Here is an 18,859-nt window from a genome sequence, read left to right as displayed (position 1 = left end):
CAGATCAGCGGCCGCGGCCCCACCGGGTGCATCGGCTTCGGCAGATCCGACACGCCATCGCGCATCCGCATGCCGTAACCACCGCAGAACAATACGACCTTCACGCGATCACCTCGAGCGCAGGAATCGGGAACACCAACTGCCCGCCCCATTCGCGGACGTAGGACAGCTGGTCGATCAGCTCGTCGCGCAGGTTCCACGGCAGGATCAGGACGTAGTCCGGCCGGTCCTTCGCGATCTGTTCCGGCGCGAGCACCGGAATACGCGTACCGGGGGTGAACCGCCCGTGCTTGTACGGGTTGCGATCCACTGTGTACTTCAGCAGGTCAGGGCGGATGCCGCAGTAGTTCAGCAGGGTGTTGCCCTTGCCCGGCGCCCCGTAGCCGACCACCGTCTTGCCCGCCCGTCGCGCCTCGATGAGGAAGGCGACGAGGTCGTCACGCACCCGCGAGACCGCCTCGGCGAATCCGTCATGGCCCTCGGCGGTGTGCAGCCCGGCCGCCTCCTCGGCGGCGAGGACCGCACGCACGCGCTCCGACGGCTCGCCTGCGATCTCGGTGGGCCGGGCCCACATCCGGATGGAGCCGCCGTGGGTGTCCAGCAGCTCGACATCGACGAGTGTCAGGCCGCCCGACTCGAGCGCCCGCTGGCCGGTGAGCAGCGTGTAGTACTGGAAGTGCTCGTGGTAGACCGTGTCGAACTGGGTGCGTTCCACCAGCGTCAGCAGGTGCTGCACCTCGATCGACACCCAGCCGTCGTCGGCCACCAGCGCCCGCAACCCCTGCGTGAACCCGACGACGTCGGGGATGTGGGCGTAGACGTTGTTGAGGCAGACGAGGTCGGCCGGACCGTGCTCGGCTCGGACCGACGCACCGGTCTCCGGGGTGAGGAACGCCGTGAGGGTGGGCACACCCTTCTCCCGAGCGGCCTCGCCCACGTTGACCGACGGCTCGATGCCCAGGCAGCGGATGCCCCGCTCGACGACGTGCTGCAGCAGGTAGCCGTCGTTGCTCGCCACCTCGACGACGAACGACTCGGGGCCGAGGCCGAGCCGCTCGACGGACTCACCGACGAAGCGCTTCGCGTGCTCGACCCATGATGTGGAGAACGACGAGAAGTAGGCGTACTCGGTGAAGGTCTCCTCCGGCGTGATCAGCGGAGGAAGCTGCGCGAGCAGGCACTTGTCGCACACCCGCACGTGCAGCGGATAGGTGGCCTCGGCACGCTCCGTGGCCTCCGCCGTGAGGAACAGCTCGCACGGCGGGGTGGCCCCGAGATCCAGGAAACTTCTGAGCTCTGCCGAACCGCAGAGCCGGCACGTGACGAGGGGCGCGGCGGTTGGCGCGTCACCCGCATGAGCTGCGTTCTCGGTCAGCACTGCGGCGCCCCCCCGCTCGTGTCGCGCCGGTGACGGTTCTCCAGTCTGCGCACGGGAGCCAGTGTTTCACGAACAGCCCAGCACTCCCCCGCGGGTAGGTCACCCGGGTGGGCCGCACGCGCGCCCTTCCGGCCCCCTACTGGGGGCATACATGCTGGTCAAAGCGGTGGAATCGCCCGTAGCTCCAACGCGAGGCTCACGCTTCCTGGCTACTGAGCCGGGCGAGCCGTTTGGGAGTGGGCCAACGCACGTCGTACGCCCAGCCGAGCTTCTCGAATATCCAGATGAGCCTGGCCGAGATGTCGATCTGGCCGGGCAGGACGCCGTGACGCGCGCACGTCGGGTCGGCGTGGTGCAGGTTGTGCCACGACTCGCCCATGGACAGCACGGCGAGAGGCCAGAAGTTGTGCGACCGGTCACGCGAGCGGAACGGGCGCCTGCCGATCATGTGGCAGATCGAGTTGATGGACCACGTGACGTGGTTGGAGATCGCGAGGCGCACCAGCCCGCCCCAGAAGAAGCCGGTGAGCACGCCGACCCAGGACCACGAGATGAGCCCGCCCAGCACAGCGGGAAGCAGCAGGCTGACCGCCACCCAGATACCGAACGTCTTGCTCACGCGCACGATCGCGCGGTCGGCGAGCAGGTCCGGGATGAACCGCCGGTGGTTGGTCTCGTTGCGGTCGAAGAACCAGGTCATGTGGGCGTGCAGGAAGCCCCTCGCCACGGCCAGCGGCGACGTGCCGAACAACCACGGCGAGTGCGGGTCACCCTCGCGGTCGGAGAAGGCGTGATGGCGGCGGTGGTCGGCCACCCAGTTCAGGATGTTGCCCTGCACGGCCAGCGAACCGGTGATCGCCATCGCGACCCGCAGCCACGGCTTGGCCTTGAACGACTTGTGCGTGAAGTGGCGGTGGAAGCCGACCGTGATGCCGAGCACGGCGGGCACGTAGAACACGACGAGGAGCACGAGGTCGTGCCAGTCCACCCCCCATCCCCACGCCAACGGCACGGCCAGCGCGAGCGCGACCATCGGCCCCGCGACGAAAACCCAGATCAGCGAGTGCTGGAACGCGGTGCGTCGGCCGGAGATCACCGGGTTCGGATCCGACGTCGGCCGACTTCCGTCGGCGTCCGAGACGGTGGCGGTCATGGGGCTCCTCGCGGATGAGTGTCTGGGGGGGTGACGGCCGGGCGGCCCGCGCGGCCTGCGGACCGCACCCGTTCCGGAGGCTAGGTGATCAGGACCCGGCCACACAGCCCCCGCCACGGGAACAACAGGCGAATCGCCCGGTTCGCAGTGCGCTCCATCGCATACCCGGCCGTGGTCCGCCGCAACCGGTGTTCCTACTGCGTGACAGGATGAAGGCCTGTCCGCCGTGGTGTAACGGCAGCACCTCGGATTTTGGTTCCGATGGTCCAGGTTCGAATCCTGGCGGCGGAGCAGCAGGTCAGCGCCTCGCCGACCACGTCGTGCCGCAGCGGCACGGGCGCCGGCAGCCGGCGTTCCAGGCCGCGCCCGTCGTCCCGGTGGGTGTCGGGAGTGGCCCGAATTCGGGTCGCCCGAGCGGGGCGCCGAGCCCGCGAGCGGTTTTCGTCACAGCGATGAGATGAGCGGGTGACATCCCCCGCGCAACCGCCACGACCTGCGACGACCCGGGTACGGGGCGCGTCTGCCGGGGACGACCGTCAGAGCTCCGGCTTCTCGTCGTAGAGGACGAAGTGCTCTACGACGGGCGGCGCGGCCAGGAACTCACCCAGAAGCGCGACGTACCGGCTGTACCGATCCGTGCCCCGGAAGTTCTGCAGATGGGCGTCGCGCGACTCCCACTCGACCATCCCGACGAACCGGGTGGGGCTCTCCACCCCGCGAAACATCCGGGCCGAGAGACATCCCGGCGTTCCGGTCAAAATCGCCTGCGCCTCGGCGTACCGGGAGGCGAAATCGTTCTCGCCGCCCTCACGAACGTCGATCAGCGCGATCTCGCGGATCATGAAGCCGACCCTACGCGCGGTCCGACCGGCGCCGTAGACGAACCGGGGCGGCCCCGCCTCAATTCAGCGGGACCGCCCCGGGACGGTTGTCATGGATCGGTCAGTTGGTGCGGTTCTGCTTGTACTGGTGTTTCGTTACGCGAGTTCCGCTCGGCGATGGTGATCGCCTTGCGGGCCCCCTCAGCGTGGATGTTCACTCCCCTGCTTGCGCAGCGATGGTGACCGCTGCGCAATCTCCCCTCAGCGCCCGTTCGGCGCCGGCGGCGGCTGGGGTGGTTCGGGCGGACGCCCGTTCCCCGTGCACCTCATGCCACTCCTCTGTTTCCCTACCAGCGGGGCCCCCATGACGGCAGGCCCCGGTCCGTCACTCCAGACCGGCGTCCAGAGTGATGGTGGTGCCGGCCAGTGCCTTGCTGACCGGGCACCCTTCCTTGGCCGCGAGTGCGGCCTTCTCAAACCCCGCCGCGTCGAGTCCCTCGACCTCGCCGCGGACGGTGAGTGCGATGCCCGTGATCGCGAACCCGCCCTTGGGGTCCGGACCGAGGGTGACGTCGGCGGTGACGTCCAGCGACTGCGGCGTGCCACCGGCCTGCGCGATGAGCGCAGACAGCTGCATCGCGTAGCAGGACGAGTGGGCCGCCGCTATGAGCTCCTCCGGGCTGGTGGTGCCGCCTGCGTCCTCCGCCGTGCGCTTCGGGAAGCTCACGTCGTACGTGCCCACGCCACTGCTGGTGAGTTCGACCTGGCCGGCTCCCTGCTCGAGGGTGCCGTTCCAGGCCGTGCGGGCGGTGCGCGTGGGCATCGAAAGCCTCCTGAGAGCGGTCGTGATCTTCCTTCTGTGACAACCCCCGAGAACGAGCGAACTATCCATCAGGCGCGGCCGGTGAGACGACCGGTGCAGGATGCACGGCGAACGGTCCGGCCGGACCGTGTGTCAGCCATTCGGGGTGGCTCACGGCCAGGAAGTCGTGGACTGTCCCCGCGCCGTTACGCAGGCCCGCCGGCCGGTGGCGAGACGTCCGTCCAGGTGCCGGCCGCGACGATGGGCTCGACGGCGGGGTACCTACCGACCCCGTAGGATTTCCAGGTCCCCGACGCCGGCCCGGCGTGCCGCACCGCACCAGGTTCGGTATCGCCGTCAGCTCGCCACGGTGACCACCAGCAGTAGAACAGGGAGTGGGCTCCATGGTCGACAGTCACGAGCCCGGACGCACCGGCGACTGCGCACCCGTCCGCCCGGCCGCCGCGATCGTGCTGGCTGCGGGCGAGGGCACCCGGATGCGCTCGGCCGTGCCGAAGGTCCTCCATCCGATCGCCGGGCGCAGCCTTCTCGGGCATGCGGTCCACGCGGTTGCCGCATTGGAACCCGAGCACCTCGTCGTCGTGGTCGGCCACGGCCGCCACCAGGTCGGCGACGCCGTCACCGCACTGGGCGAGGAGCTCGCCCGGCCGGTGCTCGCGGCCGAACAGGAGAAGCGTCTCGGCACGGGGCACGCGGTGCGGTGCGCGCTCGAGGTCGTGCCGTCCACGATCACGGGACCGGTCCTCGTCACCTACGGCGACGTCCCGCTCCTGGACCCGCACACCCTCACCGACCTCATGGCCGACCACACGAGCTCCGGGGCGGCACTCACCCTCCTCACCACCGAGCTCGCCGACCCCACGGGGTACGGCCGGGTGTTGCGCGAGTCGGACGGCACCGTCACCCGGATCGTGGAGGAGGCCGACGCCACACCGGAGCAGCGGGCGGTCACCGAGGTCAACTCCGGGGTGTACGCCTTCGACGCCGAGTACCTCCTCGCCACCATCATCAGGTTGCGCGCGGCCAACAGCCAGGGCGAGCTCTACCTCACCGACCTCGTCAAGATTGCGCACGACAACGACGTCGACGTCCGCGCCGTGCGCTGCGTCGACGGCTGGCAGGTACGTGGCGTCAACGACCAGGTCCAGCTCGCAGCCATCCGCGCCGAGCTGAACCGCCGCCTGCTCGACGGCTGGATGCGCAAGGGCGTCACCGTCGTCGACCCGGCATCCACGTGGACCGACGTCGAGGTCCGGCTGGAGCCGGATGTCGTGCTGCACCCGCACACCCAGCTGCACGGCCGCACGTCCGTCGCCGGCGGGGCCGAGGTCGGGCCGGACACCACGCTCACCGACTGCGAGATCGGCGCCGGGGCCAGGGTCATCCGGACCCACGGCACCGGCGCGGCCATCGGCGCGGGCGCGTCGGTCGGGCCGTTCGCCTACCTGCGGCCGGGGGCACGGCTCGGCGAGCGCGGCAAGATCGGCACCTTCGTCGAGGTCAAGAACTCCGACATCGGCACGGGCACCAAAGTTCCGCATCTCACATATGTCGGCGACGCCACGATCGGCGAGTACAGCAACATCGGCGCGTCCTCGGTCTTCGTCAACTACGACGGTGTGCGCAAACAGCGCAGCGTCATCGGATCGCACGTCAGGACCGGTTCGGACAACACCTTCGTCGCCCCGGTGCACGTCGGCGACGGCGCCTACACAGGGGCCGGCGCGGTCGTGCGCGAGGACGTCCCGCCGGGGGCGCTCGCCGTGTCCGCCGGGGCACAGCGCACGATCGAGGGGTGGGTCGAGAAGAAGCGGCCCGACACCCCGGCCGCTGAGGCCGCCGCCAGGGCGGTCGAAGGGGCGAACAATGGCGATGGAGGCACAGCACGGTGAGCACGATGTCGGCAGTCCCGAAGAAGAACCTCATGCTCTTCTCGGGGCGTGCACATCCTGAGCTGGCCGAGCAGGTCGCCAAGCACCTGGACGTGACGATCACGCCCCAGTCGGCGTACTCGTTCGCCAACGGTGAGATCTTCGTCCGGTTCGAGGAGTCGGTTCGCGGCTGCGACGCCTTCGTCCTGCAGTCGCACTCGGCGCCGATCAACGACCAGATCATGGAACAGCTGATCATGGTCGACGCGCTGAAACGGGCCTCCGCCAAGCGGATCACCGTGGTCATGCCGTTCTGGGGCTACGCGCGCCAGGACAAGAAGCACCGTGGGCGCGAGCCGATCTCGGCCCGCCTCATCGCCGACATGTTCCAGGTCGCCGGTGCCGACCGGATCATGACGGTCGACCTGCACACCGCCCAGATCCAGGGCTTCTTCGACGGGCCGGTCGACCACCTCTTCGCGCTGCCGGTGCTCGCCGAGCACGTCAAGCGCACCTACGCCGACCACCCGCTCGCCGTCGTCTCCCCCGACTCCGGCCGCGTCCGGCTCGCCGAGCGCTGGGCCGAGACCCTCGGCGGCACGCCGCTGGCGTTCATCCACAAGACGCGCGACCCGCGCAGGCCGAACGAGGCCGTCGCCAACCGCGTCGTCGGTGAGGTGGAGGGCAGGCTCTGCGTGGTGATCGACGACATGATCGACACCGGTGGCACCGTGGCCAAGACCGCCGAGGTGCTCCTCAACGAGGGCGCGTTGGACGTCGTCGTCGCAGCGACGCACGGCGTTCTCTCCGGGCCCGCACCCGAGCGTCTCGCCGCCTGCGGGGCCCGCGAGGTCATCTTCACCGACACCCTGCCGATCCCGGACGAGAAGCGGTTCCCGGCGATGACCGTGCTCTCCATCGCCCCACTGCTCGCCGAGGCCATCCACCAGGTGTTCGACGACGGCTCCGTCACCAGCCTCTTCGACGGCAACGCGTAGGGACTCCGCGAATCACACTCCGGTGCGGCCACGGAAGCGCCGATCCACCGACAGCCGTCGGCCGCACCGGAAGCGCGTGGCGCGCTCTGCCTCGTGATCCACAACTCCCTGTCTGCGGTCGTCACCGATTGACTGGCTCGGCTTTCGCAAGTACCCACAGCGCTCGGACGGCTCTACCAGCGCCATCCGACCGCAATGCCCGGGTCGGTGGACGCCCAGGAGCGGCCGAAGTCACCGCAGCGAGTGACGCTCGTAAGGGCGAGGGTCTGGCGAGGAGCGCGGTGCGCGTCGCGTATCGTTGACGCCAGTTCCGCGGCGAGGGTGGGTGTTCCTTCTTAGCCTGCCGTTATCGACGCAGCCCCGGCCCGGCCGGTCTGCCTCGCCGCGCGTCCATGTCGCAGCACGCTTTATCGAGGAGAAGTACCGTGGCCGAGGCCCGTATCGACGCCGAGACCCGCACGGAGTTCGGCAAGGGCGCCGCCCGCCGCACACGTCGCGCAGGCAAGATCCCCGCTGTGCTCTACGGGCACGGCACCGACCCGCAGCATCTCTCGCTCCCGGAGCTGGAGTTCAAGCGGGTCGTCCGCGAGCAGGGCCGCAACGCCGTGATCACGCTCAACATCGGCGGCCGCCCTCAGCTCGCGCTGACCAAGACCGTGGTCACCCACCCCATCCGGCCGTACATCGAGCACGTCGACCTGCTGGTGATCAGGCGAGGCGAGAAGGTCGCCGTCGAGGTCCCGGTGGTCGTCGTCGGCGACGCCGCGCCCGGCACCCTGGTCACCCAGGAACTCAACAACATCGAGGTCGAGGCCGACGTCTCCAACATCCCGGAGCACGTCGAGGTGTCCGTCGAGGGCCTCGAGGTCGGCACCCAGATCCAGGCCGCCGACGTGCCGCTGCCCGAAGGCACCACGCTGCGCGCCGACGCCGAGGTCCTCGTGATCAACATCGTCGCCGCCCCGACCGAGGCCCAGCTCGAGGGCGAGATCGACACCGAGGGTGCCGGCGTCGTCGAGGAAGCCCCGCAGACCCCGGCGCCCGAGCCCACCGAGAGCTGACCATGACGCCGGGCCCCGCTCTGGTGGTCGGGCTCGGCAACCCGGGCCCCGACTACGCCGAGACCCGGCACAACGTCGGATTCCGCGTCGTCGAACTACTTGCGGCGCGGGCCGGCGGTGGCCGCTTCTCCCGGCACCGAACCAACTCCGACGTGCTCGAAACCAGGCTCGCCGGACGGCGGGTCGTGCTCGCCAAGCCGCGCACGTACATGAACGTTTCCGGGGGGCCCGTCGCCGGGCTCGCGAAGTACTTCTCCGTGCCGATCGAGGATGTCGTCGTCGTCCACGACGACCTCGACCTCGGCTTCGGTGTGGTGCGCCTCAAGCGGGGCGGGGGCGAGGGCGGCCACAACGGCCTGCGCTCCATCAGCTCCGCGCTGGGAACGAAGGACTACCTGCGCGTCCGCTTCGGGATCGGCAGGCCCCCGGGCCGGCAGGACCCGGCCGACTTCGTGCTGAAGCGCTTCTCCGGGGCGGAGAAGAAGGAGCTTGAGTTCGCCGTCGACCTCGCCGCCGACGCCGCCGAGGCCCTGCTCTCCGACGGCCTCGAACCGGCGCAGAACAAGTTTCACGCCCTCTCGGGCTGACCCGCTTGCGTCGTTGATCAACGATCGGGGACGCAGAGCCGTGCGGTGAGCGGCTGCGGGGCCCGAACCGGTGATCATGAACTGCGGCTGCGCGGATCAGCCGCCACCCGGCGGCGACCGGCGGCCATGATCAACGAACGGGGACGCCTAGCAGCGTCATATACCGCTACGAGGCCCAAACTGATGATCATGGCAGCCAGCTCGCCGGGCCTAGGCCGCGGCCGCCGAGCAGCGATCAACAGGCGGTAACCCGAGCCACCCCTCGCCTCCGCCAGCCCGACGGGCCGCCATCACCCGCGCAGACCCCCGCGACGGCCCGCCCCCACACGCCGCCCTCATGATCAGCAATTGGGGACACAGAACCGCACCTGACGCGGCTGCGGGGCCCGAGTCAGTGATCACGACTTGCGGCTGCGCAGATCAGCCATCACCCGGCGGCGGCCCGCCGTCATGATCAACGAATGGGGACGCCCAGCCGCGTCATATGTCGCCGCGGGGCCCGAGACGGTGATCATCGCCCGGAGCTGGGCCGCCGCCGCAGTGATCAGCGGTCGGGCCGCTCCGGCGCCGTGCAGCTGCCCTCAGACGCGGGCCCGCAGCAGTTCGCCCGTGGCGGCCCGCCGCAGCTTGCCGGAGGGGGTCTTGGGCAGGGTGCCGGGCCCCAGCACCATGACCTCGGCCGGGCGCACCCCCACCGCGGAGACCACCTGCCGCGTGACGTCCTTGCGGATCACCTGCTCGGCCTCCGGGTCGCCCGCCTTGCGTGACTCGACCGCCACGAGGAACGACTCGCGGTGCATAGCGCCTTCCGTGCCGCTGAGCATCCGGACGGCCACGGCGTTGCCGGCGCGCACGTCGTGGGCCTGGGCCGCGGCACGCTCGATGTCGGTGGGGTAGATGTTGCGCCCACCCATGATGATCACGTCCTTGCGCCGGCCGCAGACCACCACCTCGCCGTTGACGACGTAGCCCTCGTCGCCGGTGTCGAGCCAGCCCTCGTGATCCTGGGTGGCGACCGGGCCGTCGACGGTGAGATAGCCCGGGGTCACCGACTCGCCGCGCAGCTGCAGCACACCGACCTCGCGATCGCCGAGAACCGCGCCGTCGTCGCCCACCACCCGTACCTCGATGCCGAGGAGCGGCGGCCCCAGCTTCGGGAAGCGGCGGCGGGGCTCGCCGGTCGTCGGCTCCGCTCGCCGGTGCTCCTCCAGCTGCTGGGCGTCGATGTGGTCGACCTCCAGCCCCGTGGCGAGCGGGGCGAAGCTCACACCGAGCGCCGTCTCGGCCATCCCATAGGCGGCGACAACCGACTCCGGTTGCAGGCCGAAGCGGCTGCCCGCCGACGTGAACGCCGCCACGGCGTCGGGGTCGATGGGCTCGGCGCCGTTGAGGGCGATCCGGAGCGACGACAGGTCGAGCGAGCCCTCGTCGGCGCGGGCGAGCTGCCGGCCGAGCACCGCGTAGGCGAAGTTCGGCGCCGCGGTGACCGTGCCGCCGTACTTCGAGATCAGCTCGGCCCACAGGAGCGGGCGGGTGAGGAAGTCGACCGGGGTGACGCTCACGAGCTCGAGCCCCGTGGTCATCGGGACCGTCAGGAAACCGACCATGCCCATGTCGTGGAAGAGCGGGAGCCAGGACACCATCACGTCGCGGCCCACGTCGAGCGCGGAGGCGTGGACCATGCCGGCGATGTTGGAGTGCAGGTTGCGATGGGTGATCCGCACGGCCTTCGGCTCCGCCGTGGAACCGCTCGTGAGCTGCAGGAGCGCGGTGTCGTCCTCGCCGGCGGCCGCGGCGTCGGGGACGAAGTCGCCGGCCGCGTCGAGCGACTCGATGGTGCGGTAGGCGATGCCCCGCTCGGCGAGCACCGGCGCCAGCCCGTCGAACGGCGCGCCGAGCAGCACCAGCTTCGCGTCGATCATGTGCAGGACGGACACGGTGTCCTCGGCCCAGGAGACGAGGTCGGTGCGCGCCGTCGGCTGGTGAAGCATCGTGACGCTGCCGCCGGTGAACCACACCGCCTGGGCGACGGGGGCGATCGACGCCGGCTCGCCGGCGAGGACCCCGACCGCGGCGCCCGGTGGGAGACCGGCCACGTCCCCGCCGCCCGTGACCAGCGCAGCCGCCATCCGCCGCGCGACGGCGTGCACGTCGGACCACGGTCGCCGCACTGCCGTCCTGGGCTCGCCGGTGGTCATCCCTTTGGTGGAACGCGTGGCGGAGTCCAGCAGCATTGCCAGGAACCGGGACATGGTCAAGAGCTTACGGTCTCCGCGACCGCCTGACCGTCCGGCGCCCACGTCGAGCGGGCGGAACGACGGGCCGGGCGGTACTAGCATCGAGGGGTGGCCGATCACTCCGCAGACCGCCTTTCCGCTCTCGTGACCGCAGCCTTGCCCGGCGCGCGCGCCGATCTGGAAAGGCTGGTCCGGATTCCGAGCATCTGGGCCGACCCGTCCCACGCGGAGGACACCCGCCGTAGCGCCGAGGCCGTCGCCGAGCTCGCCAGGGGAGCAGGCGCCGCGGACGTCACGATCATCACGGCCGACGGTGGCGCGCCCGCCGTCGTCGCCCACTGGCCCGCCCCTGAGGGCGCACCCACCGTGCTGCTCTACGCGCACCACGACGTCCAGCCCACCGGCGGCGACGAGCACTGGACGACCCCGCCGTTCGAGCCGGCCGAGCGGAACGGCCGTCTGTACGGCCGGGGCGCGGCCGACGACAAAGCAGGCGTGATGACCCACCTCGCGGTGTTGCGCGCCTACGAGGGCAAGCCGCCGGTCGGGGTGACGTTGTTCATCGAGGGTGAGGAGGAGTCCGGCTCCCCCACGCTGAGCGCGCTGCTCCGTGAGCACCGCGATGCGCTCGCCTCCGACGTGATCGTGATCGCAGACTCCTCGAACCCGTCCGTCGACGTCCCGGCCGTCACCACGAGCCTGCGCGGCCTGGTGAGCGTCATCGTCGAGGTCGCGATGCTGGAGCGCCCGGCGCACTCCGGGATGTTCGGCGGCCCGGTCGGCGACGCCCTCACGGCGCTCTGCCACGGGCTCGCCTCCCTCCACGACGAGAAGGGCGAGGTGGCCGTCCCGGGGCTCGTGCGCGGCAGCGCCGAGGGCCCCGATCTCGACGAGGCCACGCTCCGCTCGGACGTCGGGCTGCTCGACGGCGTCGAGCTGCTGGGCTCGGGCAGCGTGCCCACCCGCCTCTGGAACAAGCCGGCCGTGGCCGTCCTCGGCATCGACGCGCCGCGTGTGTCCGAGTCGTCGAACGTGCTGCTCCCGCGCGCCCGCGCCTGCGTGAGCATGCGGCTCGCACCCGGTGAGGACGCCCTGAAGGCGCAGGAGGCGCTGGCCGAGCACATCGAGGCCAACGTGCCGTGGGGCGCGCAGGTCACCATCACACGGGAGTCCGGGGTGGCGGAGCCGTTCTCACTGGAAGCCACCGGCGCCGTCTACGACGCGGTGCGCCGGGCGTTCGCCCAGGCCTACGGCAACGAGGTGGTCGAGACCGGCGTCGGCGGCTCCATCCCGTTCATCGCCGAGTTCGCGCGCACCTTCCCCGGCGCCACCGTGCTCGTCACGGGCGTCGGCGACCCGGCCAGCCGTTGGCACGGCATCGACGAGAGCCTGGACCTGGCGATGTTCGGGAAGGCGGTGCTCGGCGAAGCCCACCTGCTCGCTGAGCTCGCCCCGAGCACCTCCTGACCACGAGCGAACCTCCCGGCACTCCCCGGGCACACTGACCGCGTGCGGATCACGCTGCTCGGTGCCGTGGAGGTGTGGCCTGCGGGCAGCGAGCAGCACCCGGTGTCGCTCGGTGGGCTGCGCTTGCGCGGGTTGCTCGCCCGGCTCGCGCTCGACGCCGGGCGACCGGTCGCCGTGAGCGAGCTGGTGGACGACCTGTGGGGCGATGCACCGCCCGAGGGAGCCGTCAACGCGCTGCAGGCGCTCGTGTTGCGACTGCGCCGGGCGATCGGGGCCGATCTCGTGGACACCGCCGCTCGCGGTTACCAGCTGCGGGTGGAGCCGGAGGCGGTCGACGCACTGCGGTTCGCGTCACTGCTGACGGCCGCGGACGCTGCCGACGACACGACGGCGCATGCGCTCCTCGGCCATGCACTGGCGCTGTGGCACGGGGCCGCGCTCACCGACGTTCTCGACCTGCCCTTCGCCGGACCGGTGGCACATCGGCTGGGAGAGCGCCGGGCGCTCGCCGTCGAGCGGCGGGCCCGGCTCGGTCTGGAGCTCGGACAGCCCGCCGTCGAGCTCGACGCCCTTCGAGCTCAGCTCGACGCCGCCCCGCTGCGCGAGAGCACGGCGGTGCTGCTGGCCCGCGGACTGCACGCCACCGGCAGGCAGGCCGACGCCCTTGCTGTGCTGGACAGCACCCGGACGCGGCTGGCCGACGAGCTCGGCGTCGATCCGGGCGCCGAGCTCGAGGCGGCGCGGCTCGCCGTCCTGCGGGGCGACGCCACTCCCGCACGGGTGACGGCCCCTGCTCCCGCGTTCTCGGCGCACCCGCCGGCCGCCCCGCTGACGAGCTTCGTCGGCCGGACGGTTGACGTCGAACGGATCCGTGCGCTGCTCGGCACCGCCCGGCTGGTGACGCTCACCGGGCCCGGAGGCGCGGGGAAGACGCGGCTCGCGCGGGAAGCCGTCAGGGCCGACGGCGCGGAGACGCTGGTTGCCGAGCTCGCCGCGCTGACCGCCCCGGAACAGCTGCCCGCCGCGGTGCTCGCCGCGGTCGGAGGGCCTGAGCTGCTGCTACGTATCCAGGACGACACCGGCCCACCGACGACGGCGCGGCTCGTCACGGCGCTGGGTGGCCGCGAGCTGATCCTCGTGCTGGACAACTGCGAGCACCTGGTGGACGGCGTGGCCGTGCTCGCGGAGACGCTGCTGGGCGCGTGCCCGCTGTTGCGGGTGCTGGCCACCAGCCGTGAGCCTCTCGGAGTTCCGGGCGAGGTGCTGCACCCCGTCGAGGCGCTGGCGCCGGTCGACGCCGTTCAGCTCTTCGTCGACCGGGCGACGGCGGTACGTCCCGGATTCGGCCTCGGCCCCGACGTCGAGTCCGCCGTCACCGAGATCTGCCGCAGGCTCGACGGCCAACCGCTGCCCATCGAGCTGGCGGCGGCACGCCTGCGGTCGCTGACGCCGACGGAGATCGCCGCACGTCTCGACGACCGGTTCCGGCTGCTCACCTCGGGCGCCCGGACGGCGCTGCCCCGCCACCAGACGCTGCGCGCGGTCGTCGACTGGAGCTGGGACCTGCTCGACGAACCGGAGCGGGCGGTGGCGCGCCGGCTCGCCGCGTTCGCCGGCGGCGCCACCGTTGCTGCTGCGGAGCGGGTCTGCGCCGGCCCGGCGGGCCCGGCCCCGGGTGAGGTGTTCGAGCTGCTCGCGGCGCTCGTCGACAAATCGCTGGTCGTCGCGATCCCGCAGAACGGCAGCACGCGCTACCGGATGCTGGAGACGATCAGGGAGTATGCGGGCGAGCGTCTCGACGAGTCCGGCGAACGGGCGGTCACCGAGGCGGCACATGCCGCTCTCGTGCTCGAGCTGGCAGAAGCCGCGGAACCTCACCTGCGGAGGGCCGAGCAGCTCACGTGGCTGGCGCGGTTGCGGGCCGAGGCCGACGAGATCGACGTCGCGCTGCGCCGGGCAGTTGCCGCGGGTGACGCGGGCACGGCGCACCGGCTCGTCGCCGCGATGGCGTGGGCCTGGATCGTGCGCGGGCTGTTCGACGAGGCCGTGCGCTGGGTGGAAGCGGTCCAGCCACTCACCGGTCCGGCCCCGGTGTTGGCCCGCGCCATGAACACCGCCTATCTCGCCCTCGTCGGCGTCGCACGTGGTGATCTGCCGGCGGCGGAGCGCGCCGTCGAGGCCGCCCTCGCGCTCGCCGACGGCCTTCCCCGTCCACTGCCACCCGTGCTGGAACTGCTGGGCCCGGTGTACGCGTTGTTCGCCGGCTCCGATCCAGGGCCGATCACGCAGCTCTGCGCCACGGACGCTGATCCGTGGGTGCGCGCCTTCGCGCTGCAGACGCAGGCCCAGATCGCGGAAAACGAGGGCCGGCTCGACGATCAGCGCCGGTACCTCCGCGCGGCGCACGAGCTGTTCGCCGGCACGGGCGATCGCTTCGGGCTGGGCATCGTCGTGCACGCGCTGGGCGAGCTGGAGGACATCGCCGGTGAGCACGACGCAGCCGCCCGCGCGTACGACGAGGCGATCGCGCTCGCCGGTGACCTGGGCAACGACGACGACCTGCCCCAGTTCATGACCAAGCGCGCGATGCTCGCAGCCCGGCGCGGTGACGTCGCCACGGCGCGGGAGATGCTGCAGCGGGCAAGCACCATGGCGCGCGGACTGTTCAGCACGGCGGGGCTCCTGTCGATCGCGCTCGCGCAGGTCGAGCGCCTGGCAGGGGACGTCGACGCGGCACGCGTCCACGTCGCCCGAGCCGCCACCGAGCTGCGCGAGCGCGGCAGCGGAGCACCACAACGCGCGGCGTACCTCGCGATGACGCGGGCGGCGGTCGAGCTCACCGCGGGGGACCGGCAGGCGGCCAGGGCGGCACTCGCCGAGGCGGTCACCGCGGCGGTGGAGAGCCGGGACGGGCCCATCGCTGCGGCGGTGGCCGAGGTCGCCGTGCTCGTCGCGCTCGCCGAGGGCGACGCGGAGTGCGCCGGCCTGCTGCTCGGGATCGCGGCCGCCCAGCGCGGGGCCATCGACCGGGGCAATCCGGAGGTGCTCGCCGCCCTCGACCGCGTGCGTGACGCGCTCGGTTCCGCCGCGGCGCAGGACGCTGTGCGGCGCGGCCGAGAGCTGCCGCGCGACGAAGGCCTGGCGGTCCTGGCGGAGAAGTCCACCCAGCCGATCTGAAATCCCGACCGTCCCGCCACGGCCCCTCGACGCGGCGGGACGGACCGTGCCGGTCAGGTCCGGCGCTGGTAGAGCGCCACCGCGAGCGGCGCGAAGATCGCGACGACCATCGCAGCCGCGATCAGGGACGCCGTGGCCGGCGCGGCCACGGGGCCACCGGTGAGCAGTCCGCGCACCGCGTCCGCGATCTTCGAGACCGGGTTGAGCTCGACGAACCAACGCAGCCAGGAGGGCATGGTGGAGGCGGGGACGAACACGTTGCTGCCGAACGTGATCGGCAGCATGATCAGCGCGCCGAGGCCCTGCACGGACCGGGGCTCCTTCACCACCATCGCCAGCGCGGTGAAGATCCAGCACAACGCGAAGGCGAAGACCATCACCAGGCCCAGAGCCGCCACCACGGCAACCGGGCCCGTGGCGAACCGGAATCCGAGGATCACGCCGAACACCAGCATGATCACTCCCGACGCCAGGTAGCGGACGAGGTCCGCGCCGATCGCGCCGAGCAAGGGAGCGGAGCGCGAGATCGGCAGGCTGCGGAACCGGTCGAAGATGCCGGTGTGCAGGTCGTCGGCGAGTGCCACGCCCGTGCCTGCGGAGGCGAAGACCACGGTCTGCACGAGCACGCCGGGCAGCGCGAACTGCAGGTACGTGCTGGTGTCGCCGGAGATCGCGCCGCCGAAGACGTAGACGAACAGCAGCAGGAAGATGATCGGCTGCAGGGTGACGTCGATCAGCGCCTCCGGCGAGTTGATCGTCTTGACGACACCGCGCCAGACGAGCGTGGCGCCGTGGCGCAGCCCGGACGGGATCCGGTGAACGGGCACTCCACCCGGCCTCCCCGTCCGATGGGACGTGGCCGGTCGTGCAGTGGTGGCGGTGGTCATGCGGCCCTCTCGGTTGCGGCGGCCGGGCCTGCCACCCGTCCGGTCAGGGTCAGGAAGACGTCGTCCAGGCTCGGCAAGCGCAGACCCAGCTCGGCGACGGTGACACCGGCCTCGTCGAGCCGGGCCCCGGCCCGGTGCAGCAGCCCGGAGTCGACGGCAGGCACGATCAGCTCGCCACCGGCGTCGACGGTGGGCTCGATGCCAGGGGCCAACTCCGCCATCAGCGCGGTCACCAGCGGCAGGTCGGCCCGGTGCATCGGCCGCACGTGCAGCCGCTGCCCGCCGACCTCGGCTTTCAAGGTCGCCGGGGTCCCGGCGGCGATCACCCGCCCCCGGTCGAGGACCACGAGGTCGTCGGCGAGCTGGTCGGCTTCTTCGAGGTACTGCGTGGTCAGCAGCACGGTCACGCCCTCGGCGGCGAGGGCGCGCACGCTGTCCCACACCTCGTTGCGGTGGCGGGGGTCGAGTCCGGTGGTCGGCTCGTCGAGGAACAGCACCTGGGGACGGCCGATCAGGCTCGCGGCGAGGTCGAGTCTGCGCCGCATTCCCCCCGAGTAGGTGCGGACGCGCCTGGCTGCCGCTTCGGTGAGGCCGAACCGCTCCACCAGTTCGGCGGCGCGGGCGCGCGCGGTGCGCCGGGGCAGGTCGAGCAGCCGTGCAACCAGTACGAGGTTGTCCGTACCCGACAGTGCCTCGTCGACCGCGGCGTACTGCCCGGTCAGCCCGATCTGCCTGCGGACGGCGGCCGGCTGCGCGACGACGTCGTGCCCGAGCACGCTCGCGCGACCCCCGTCCGGTCGCAGCAGTGTGGAGAGCACGCGCACGGTAGTGGTCTTGCCGGAGCCGTTCGGGCCGAGCAGACCGAGCACGGCCCCTCGCCGCGCGACGAGGTCGACGCCGGCCAACGCCGCCGTCCCCCCGAACTTCTTGACCAGGCCCTCGACCTGGATGACTGATTCCATGCCCCTGACGCTGCGCCGGGCCGCTGATACGCCACTGACACCGCGCTGATGCGCCACTGATACGGACCCGGGCGACCGGACGCGAACCGGCCGAGGGTTCCGACCGGCCCGCCGCCTCCGTCGATCAGCGGTGGGCCGGTCGCCCAGTGCGGTGCCCCCCTCCGGGTCCCCCGACCCGGCCGCACCTCGTCGACGTTAGAGGAGATGACCATCGGGCGGATCGGTCGAAAGATTGATCTCAGCCCGCCGGAGGTCGGAGCCCGTCCCGCAGTACGGCGTAGACGCGCTGCAGTCGCTCGGGCTCAGGGTCGGCGCGGACCACGTACAGCATGGCTTTGAGCAGGGCGATCAGATCCTTGACAGTGATCTCGCCACGAACGGCCCCGGCCGCCTGCGCCCGTGCCAACAGCACACCGAGCGCATCCTGCATCTCGGCCACCGCTTCGGCGACACCCTGCGCCCCTGCTCCCGCGAGCGCATCGGGAAGGTCACGTTTGCGTTCCGCCTCCTCGGCGAGGCGGGCGAGGAACCCGTCGAAGGCCGCCCCGGGATCGTCCGCCGTGGCTCGGGCCCGCGCATCCGCCGCGTGCTCCTGCACGCGGGCGAGCGCCACGGCCTCGAACAACGCCTCCTTCGTCGGGAAGTGCCGGTAGACCGTGCCCGGCCCCACGCCGGCCGCGGTGGCGATCTCGTCGAGCGGGACGTCGTACCCGCGCTCCGCGAACGCCTCGGCAGCGGCGGCCAGCACTCGTTCCCGGTTGCGGCGGGCATCGGCCCGCAGCGGTCGCTCAGCCACGCGGCCCCCTCTGGCTAAACGGGGCGCTCGTTCCGTATAGTCGAAGCGGGGTCACCGTTCCGATTCTAGGGAGGATGCATGAGCCGTAGTCCGCGGGAAGTCGTCGACCAGGTGCGCCGCATGGTGGCTGGTGAGGGCGTCACGTTCGCCGACCTCTTCGCCGCCGACGGTGTGCTCCGCTACCCGTTCGCCCCGCCTGGAATGCCGCGCGAGCTGCACGGGCAGGACGAGATCCGCGCCTACCACGGCGCCGCGTCCGGACGGCGCGCGATGTTCGAGATCGAGGACGTCGACGTGGTGGTCCGCGAGACGGACGACCCTGAGGTCGTCGTGGCGGAGATCGAGCACCACGGGCATTCCCACGCCACCGGCGGCCCGTACCGGTTCCGGGCGCTCGGGGTGATCCGCGTACGCGACGGCGAGATCGTCGAGTACGACGACTACATGGACCCGATCGCTACGGCCGCGCTGCTCGGGCGCACCCCTGATCTGGTGGCCGCTCTCGCGTCCTGATCGCGGGTCGTGGGGGGGGGGGGGGGGGGCCCCCCCCCCCCCGCGGGCCCCCCGCGGGGGGGGCGCGGGGGTGGGGGGGGCCGGGGGGGCGGGGCGGGGGCGCGCGGCGGGGCCGCGCCCCGGCGCCG

15 protein-coding genes, 1 tRNA gene and 1 pseudogene are annotated in these 18,859 nt (G+C 71.8%); 8 read left to right on the top strand and 9 right to left on the bottom strand.

Features of this window, described 5'->3' with window-relative positions:
* The 3 genes and pseudogenes from MMF94_RS42285 to MMF94_RS42275 all read right to left on the bottom strand — a co-directional run.
* A pseudogene (locus MMF94_RS42285) lies at positions 1 to 104 on the bottom strand (glucose-1-phosphate cytidylyltransferase); the annotation flags it as partial.
* The gene (locus MMF94_RS42280) at positions 101 to 1,378 is read right to left on the bottom strand and encodes a class I SAM-dependent methyltransferase (protein WP_241043149.1); all 1,278 of its coding nucleotides are present in this window, start codon (positions 1,376 to 1,378) and stop codon (positions 101 to 103) included. The gene MMF94_RS42280 and the pseudogene MMF94_RS42285, both read right to left, overlap by 4 nt.
* A gap of 196 nt (positions 1,379 to 1,574) precedes the next feature.
* Entirely contained in the window at positions 1,575 to 2,531 is a 957-nt protein-coding gene (locus MMF94_RS42275) for an acyl-CoA desaturase (protein ID WP_241043148.1), read from the bottom strand.
* Positions 2,532 to 2,751: 220 nt separating this feature from the next.
* Here MMF94_RS42275 and MMF94_RS42270 point away from each other — a divergent pair.
* Positions 2,752 to 2,822 (top strand) — tRNA-Gln (locus tag MMF94_RS42270).
* A gap of 245 nt (positions 2,823 to 3,067) precedes the next feature.
* Here MMF94_RS42270 and MMF94_RS42265 read toward each other — a convergent pair.
* Together MMF94_RS42265 and MMF94_RS42260 are read right to left on the bottom strand one after the other, a co-directional pair.
* On the bottom strand, positions 3,068 to 3,373 hold the full coding sequence (locus MMF94_RS42265; protein ID WP_241043147.1) for an antibiotic biosynthesis monooxygenase family protein: 306 nt from the start codon (positions 3,371 to 3,373) through the stop codon (positions 3,068 to 3,070).
* A gap of 364 nt (positions 3,374 to 3,737) precedes the next feature.
* The gene (locus MMF94_RS42260; protein WP_241043146.1) at positions 3,738 to 4,175 is read right to left on the bottom strand and encodes an OsmC family protein; all 438 of its coding nucleotides are present in this window, start codon (positions 4,173 to 4,175) and stop codon (positions 3,738 to 3,740) included.
* 383 nt (positions 4,176 to 4,558) lie between these two features.
* On the opposite strand from MMF94_RS42260, the gene glmU reads away from it, so the two are divergent.
* From glmU to pth, 4 genes are all read left to right on the top strand, one after another.
* Positions 4,559 to 6,067, top strand: coding sequence for a bifunctional UDP-N-acetylglucosamine diphosphorylase/glucosamine-1-phosphate N-acetyltransferase GlmU (gene glmU / locus MMF94_RS42255; RefSeq protein ID WP_241043145.1), 1,509 nt, complete (start codon positions 4,559 to 4,561; stop codon positions 6,065 to 6,067).
* 5 nt (positions 6,068 to 6,072) lie between these two features.
* The gene (locus MMF94_RS42250; RefSeq protein ID WP_241043144.1) at positions 6,073 to 7,044 is read left to right on the top strand and encodes a ribose-phosphate diphosphokinase; all 972 of its coding nucleotides are present in this window, start codon (positions 6,073 to 6,075) and stop codon (positions 7,042 to 7,044) included.
* 425 nt (positions 7,045 to 7,469) lie between these two features.
* A complete protein-coding gene (locus tag MMF94_RS42245) occupies positions 7,470 to 8,105 on the top strand; it encodes a 50S ribosomal protein L25/general stress protein Ctc (RefSeq protein WP_241043143.1) in 636 nt (211 codons plus the stop codon).
* Positions 8,106 to 8,107: 2 nt separating this feature from the next.
* Positions 8,108 to 8,692: an aminoacyl-tRNA hydrolase gene (gene pth / locus MMF94_RS42240; protein ID WP_241043142.1), complete on the top strand. Its 585-nt coding sequence runs from the start codon at positions 8,108 to 8,110 to the stop codon at positions 8,690 to 8,692.
* A gap of 581 nt (positions 8,693 to 9,273) precedes the next feature.
* Here pth and MMF94_RS42235 read toward each other — a convergent pair.
* Entirely contained in the window at positions 9,274 to 10,944 is a 1,671-nt protein-coding gene (locus MMF94_RS42235; protein WP_241043141.1) for a fatty acyl-AMP ligase, read from the bottom strand.
* 93 nt (positions 10,945 to 11,037) lie between these two features.
* On the opposite strand from MMF94_RS42235, the gene MMF94_RS42230 reads away from it, so the two are divergent.
* Positions 11,038 to 12,396, top strand: coding sequence for a dipeptidase (locus tag MMF94_RS42230; RefSeq protein WP_241043140.1), 1,359 nt, complete (start codon positions 11,038 to 11,040; stop codon positions 12,394 to 12,396).
* Positions 12,397 to 12,438: 42 nt separating this feature from the next.
* Positions 12,439 to 15,573, top strand: coding sequence for an ATP-binding protein (locus MMF94_RS42225; RefSeq protein ID WP_241043139.1), 3,135 nt, complete (start codon positions 12,439 to 12,441; stop codon positions 15,571 to 15,573).
* 53 nt (positions 15,574 to 15,626) lie between these two features.
* Here MMF94_RS42225 and MMF94_RS42220 read toward each other — a convergent pair whose 3' ends face one another.
* The 3 genes from MMF94_RS42220 to MMF94_RS42210 all read right to left on the bottom strand — a co-directional run bounded on the left by MMF94_RS42220 (position 15,627) and on the right by MMF94_RS42210 (position 18,218).
* Complete coding sequence (locus tag MMF94_RS42220) at positions 15,627 to 16,400, bottom strand: ABC transporter permease (RefSeq protein ID WP_241043138.1); 774 nt, start codon at positions 16,398 to 16,400, stop codon at positions 15,627 to 15,629.
* 56 nt (positions 16,401 to 16,456) lie between these two features.
* Positions 16,457 to 17,422, bottom strand: coding sequence for an ATP-binding cassette domain-containing protein (locus tag MMF94_RS42215; protein WP_241043137.1), 966 nt, complete (start codon positions 17,420 to 17,422; stop codon positions 16,457 to 16,459).
* Positions 17,423 to 17,660: 238 nt separating this feature from the next.
* On the bottom strand, positions 17,661 to 18,218 hold the full coding sequence (locus tag MMF94_RS42210) for a TetR/AcrR family transcriptional regulator (protein WP_241043136.1): 558 nt from the start codon (positions 18,216 to 18,218) through the stop codon (positions 17,661 to 17,663).
* 78 nt (positions 18,219 to 18,296) lie between these two features.
* On the opposite strand from MMF94_RS42210, the gene MMF94_RS42205 reads away from it, so the two are divergent.
* The gene (locus MMF94_RS42205) at positions 18,297 to 18,731 is read left to right on the top strand and encodes a nuclear transport factor 2 family protein (RefSeq protein ID WP_241043135.1); all 435 of its coding nucleotides are present in this window, start codon (positions 18,297 to 18,299) and stop codon (positions 18,729 to 18,731) included.
* The last annotated feature ends 128 nt before the right edge of the window (positions 18,732 to 18,859 follow it).

The organism is Pseudonocardia alaniniphila (assembly GCF_022524485.1).
GTDB lineage: Bacteria > Actinomycetota > Actinomycetes > Mycobacteriales > Pseudonocardiaceae > Pseudonocardia > Pseudonocardia alaniniphila.
Note: the sequence above shows the minus strand (reverse complement) of the source record. Positions and strands in the feature narration are given on the sequence as shown.

What these genes read in the sequence shown, in the direction of transcription:
- MMF94_RS42235 (WP_241043141.1), bottom strand. Translation starts at nt 10,944, where the DNA reads ATGTCCCGGTTCCTGGCAATGCTGCTGGACTCCGCCACGCGTTCCACC.
- MMF94_RS42275 (WP_241043148.1), bottom strand. Translation starts at nt 2,531, where the DNA reads ATGACCGCCACCGTCTCGGACGCCGACGGAAGTCGGCCGACGTCGGAT.
- pth (WP_241043142.1), top strand. Translation starts at nt 8,108, where the DNA reads ATGACGCCGGGCCCCGCTCTGGTGGTCGGGCTCGGCAACCCGGGCCCC.
- glmU (WP_241043145.1), top strand. Translation starts at nt 4,559, where the DNA reads ATGGTCGACAGTCACGAGCCCGGACGCACCGGCGACTGCGCACCCGTC.
- MMF94_RS42205 (WP_241043135.1), top strand. Translation starts at nt 18,297, where the DNA reads ATGAGCCGTAGTCCGCGGGAAGTCGTCGACCAGGTGCGCCGCATGGTG.
- MMF94_RS42265 (WP_241043147.1), bottom strand. Translation starts at nt 3,373, where the DNA reads ATGATCCGCGAGATCGCGCTGATCGACGTTCGTGAGGGCGGCGAGAAC.
- MMF94_RS42215 (WP_241043137.1), bottom strand. Translation starts at nt 17,422, where the DNA reads ATGGAATCAGTCATCCAGGTCGAGGGCCTGGTCAAGAAGTTCGGGGGG.
- MMF94_RS42260 (WP_241043146.1), bottom strand. Translation starts at nt 4,175, where the DNA reads ATGCCCACGCGCACCGCCCGCACGGCCTGGAACGGCACCCTCGAGCAG.
- MMF94_RS42250 (WP_241043144.1), top strand. Translation starts at nt 6,073, where the DNA reads ATGTCGGCAGTCCCGAAGAAGAACCTCATGCTCTTCTCGGGGCGTGCA.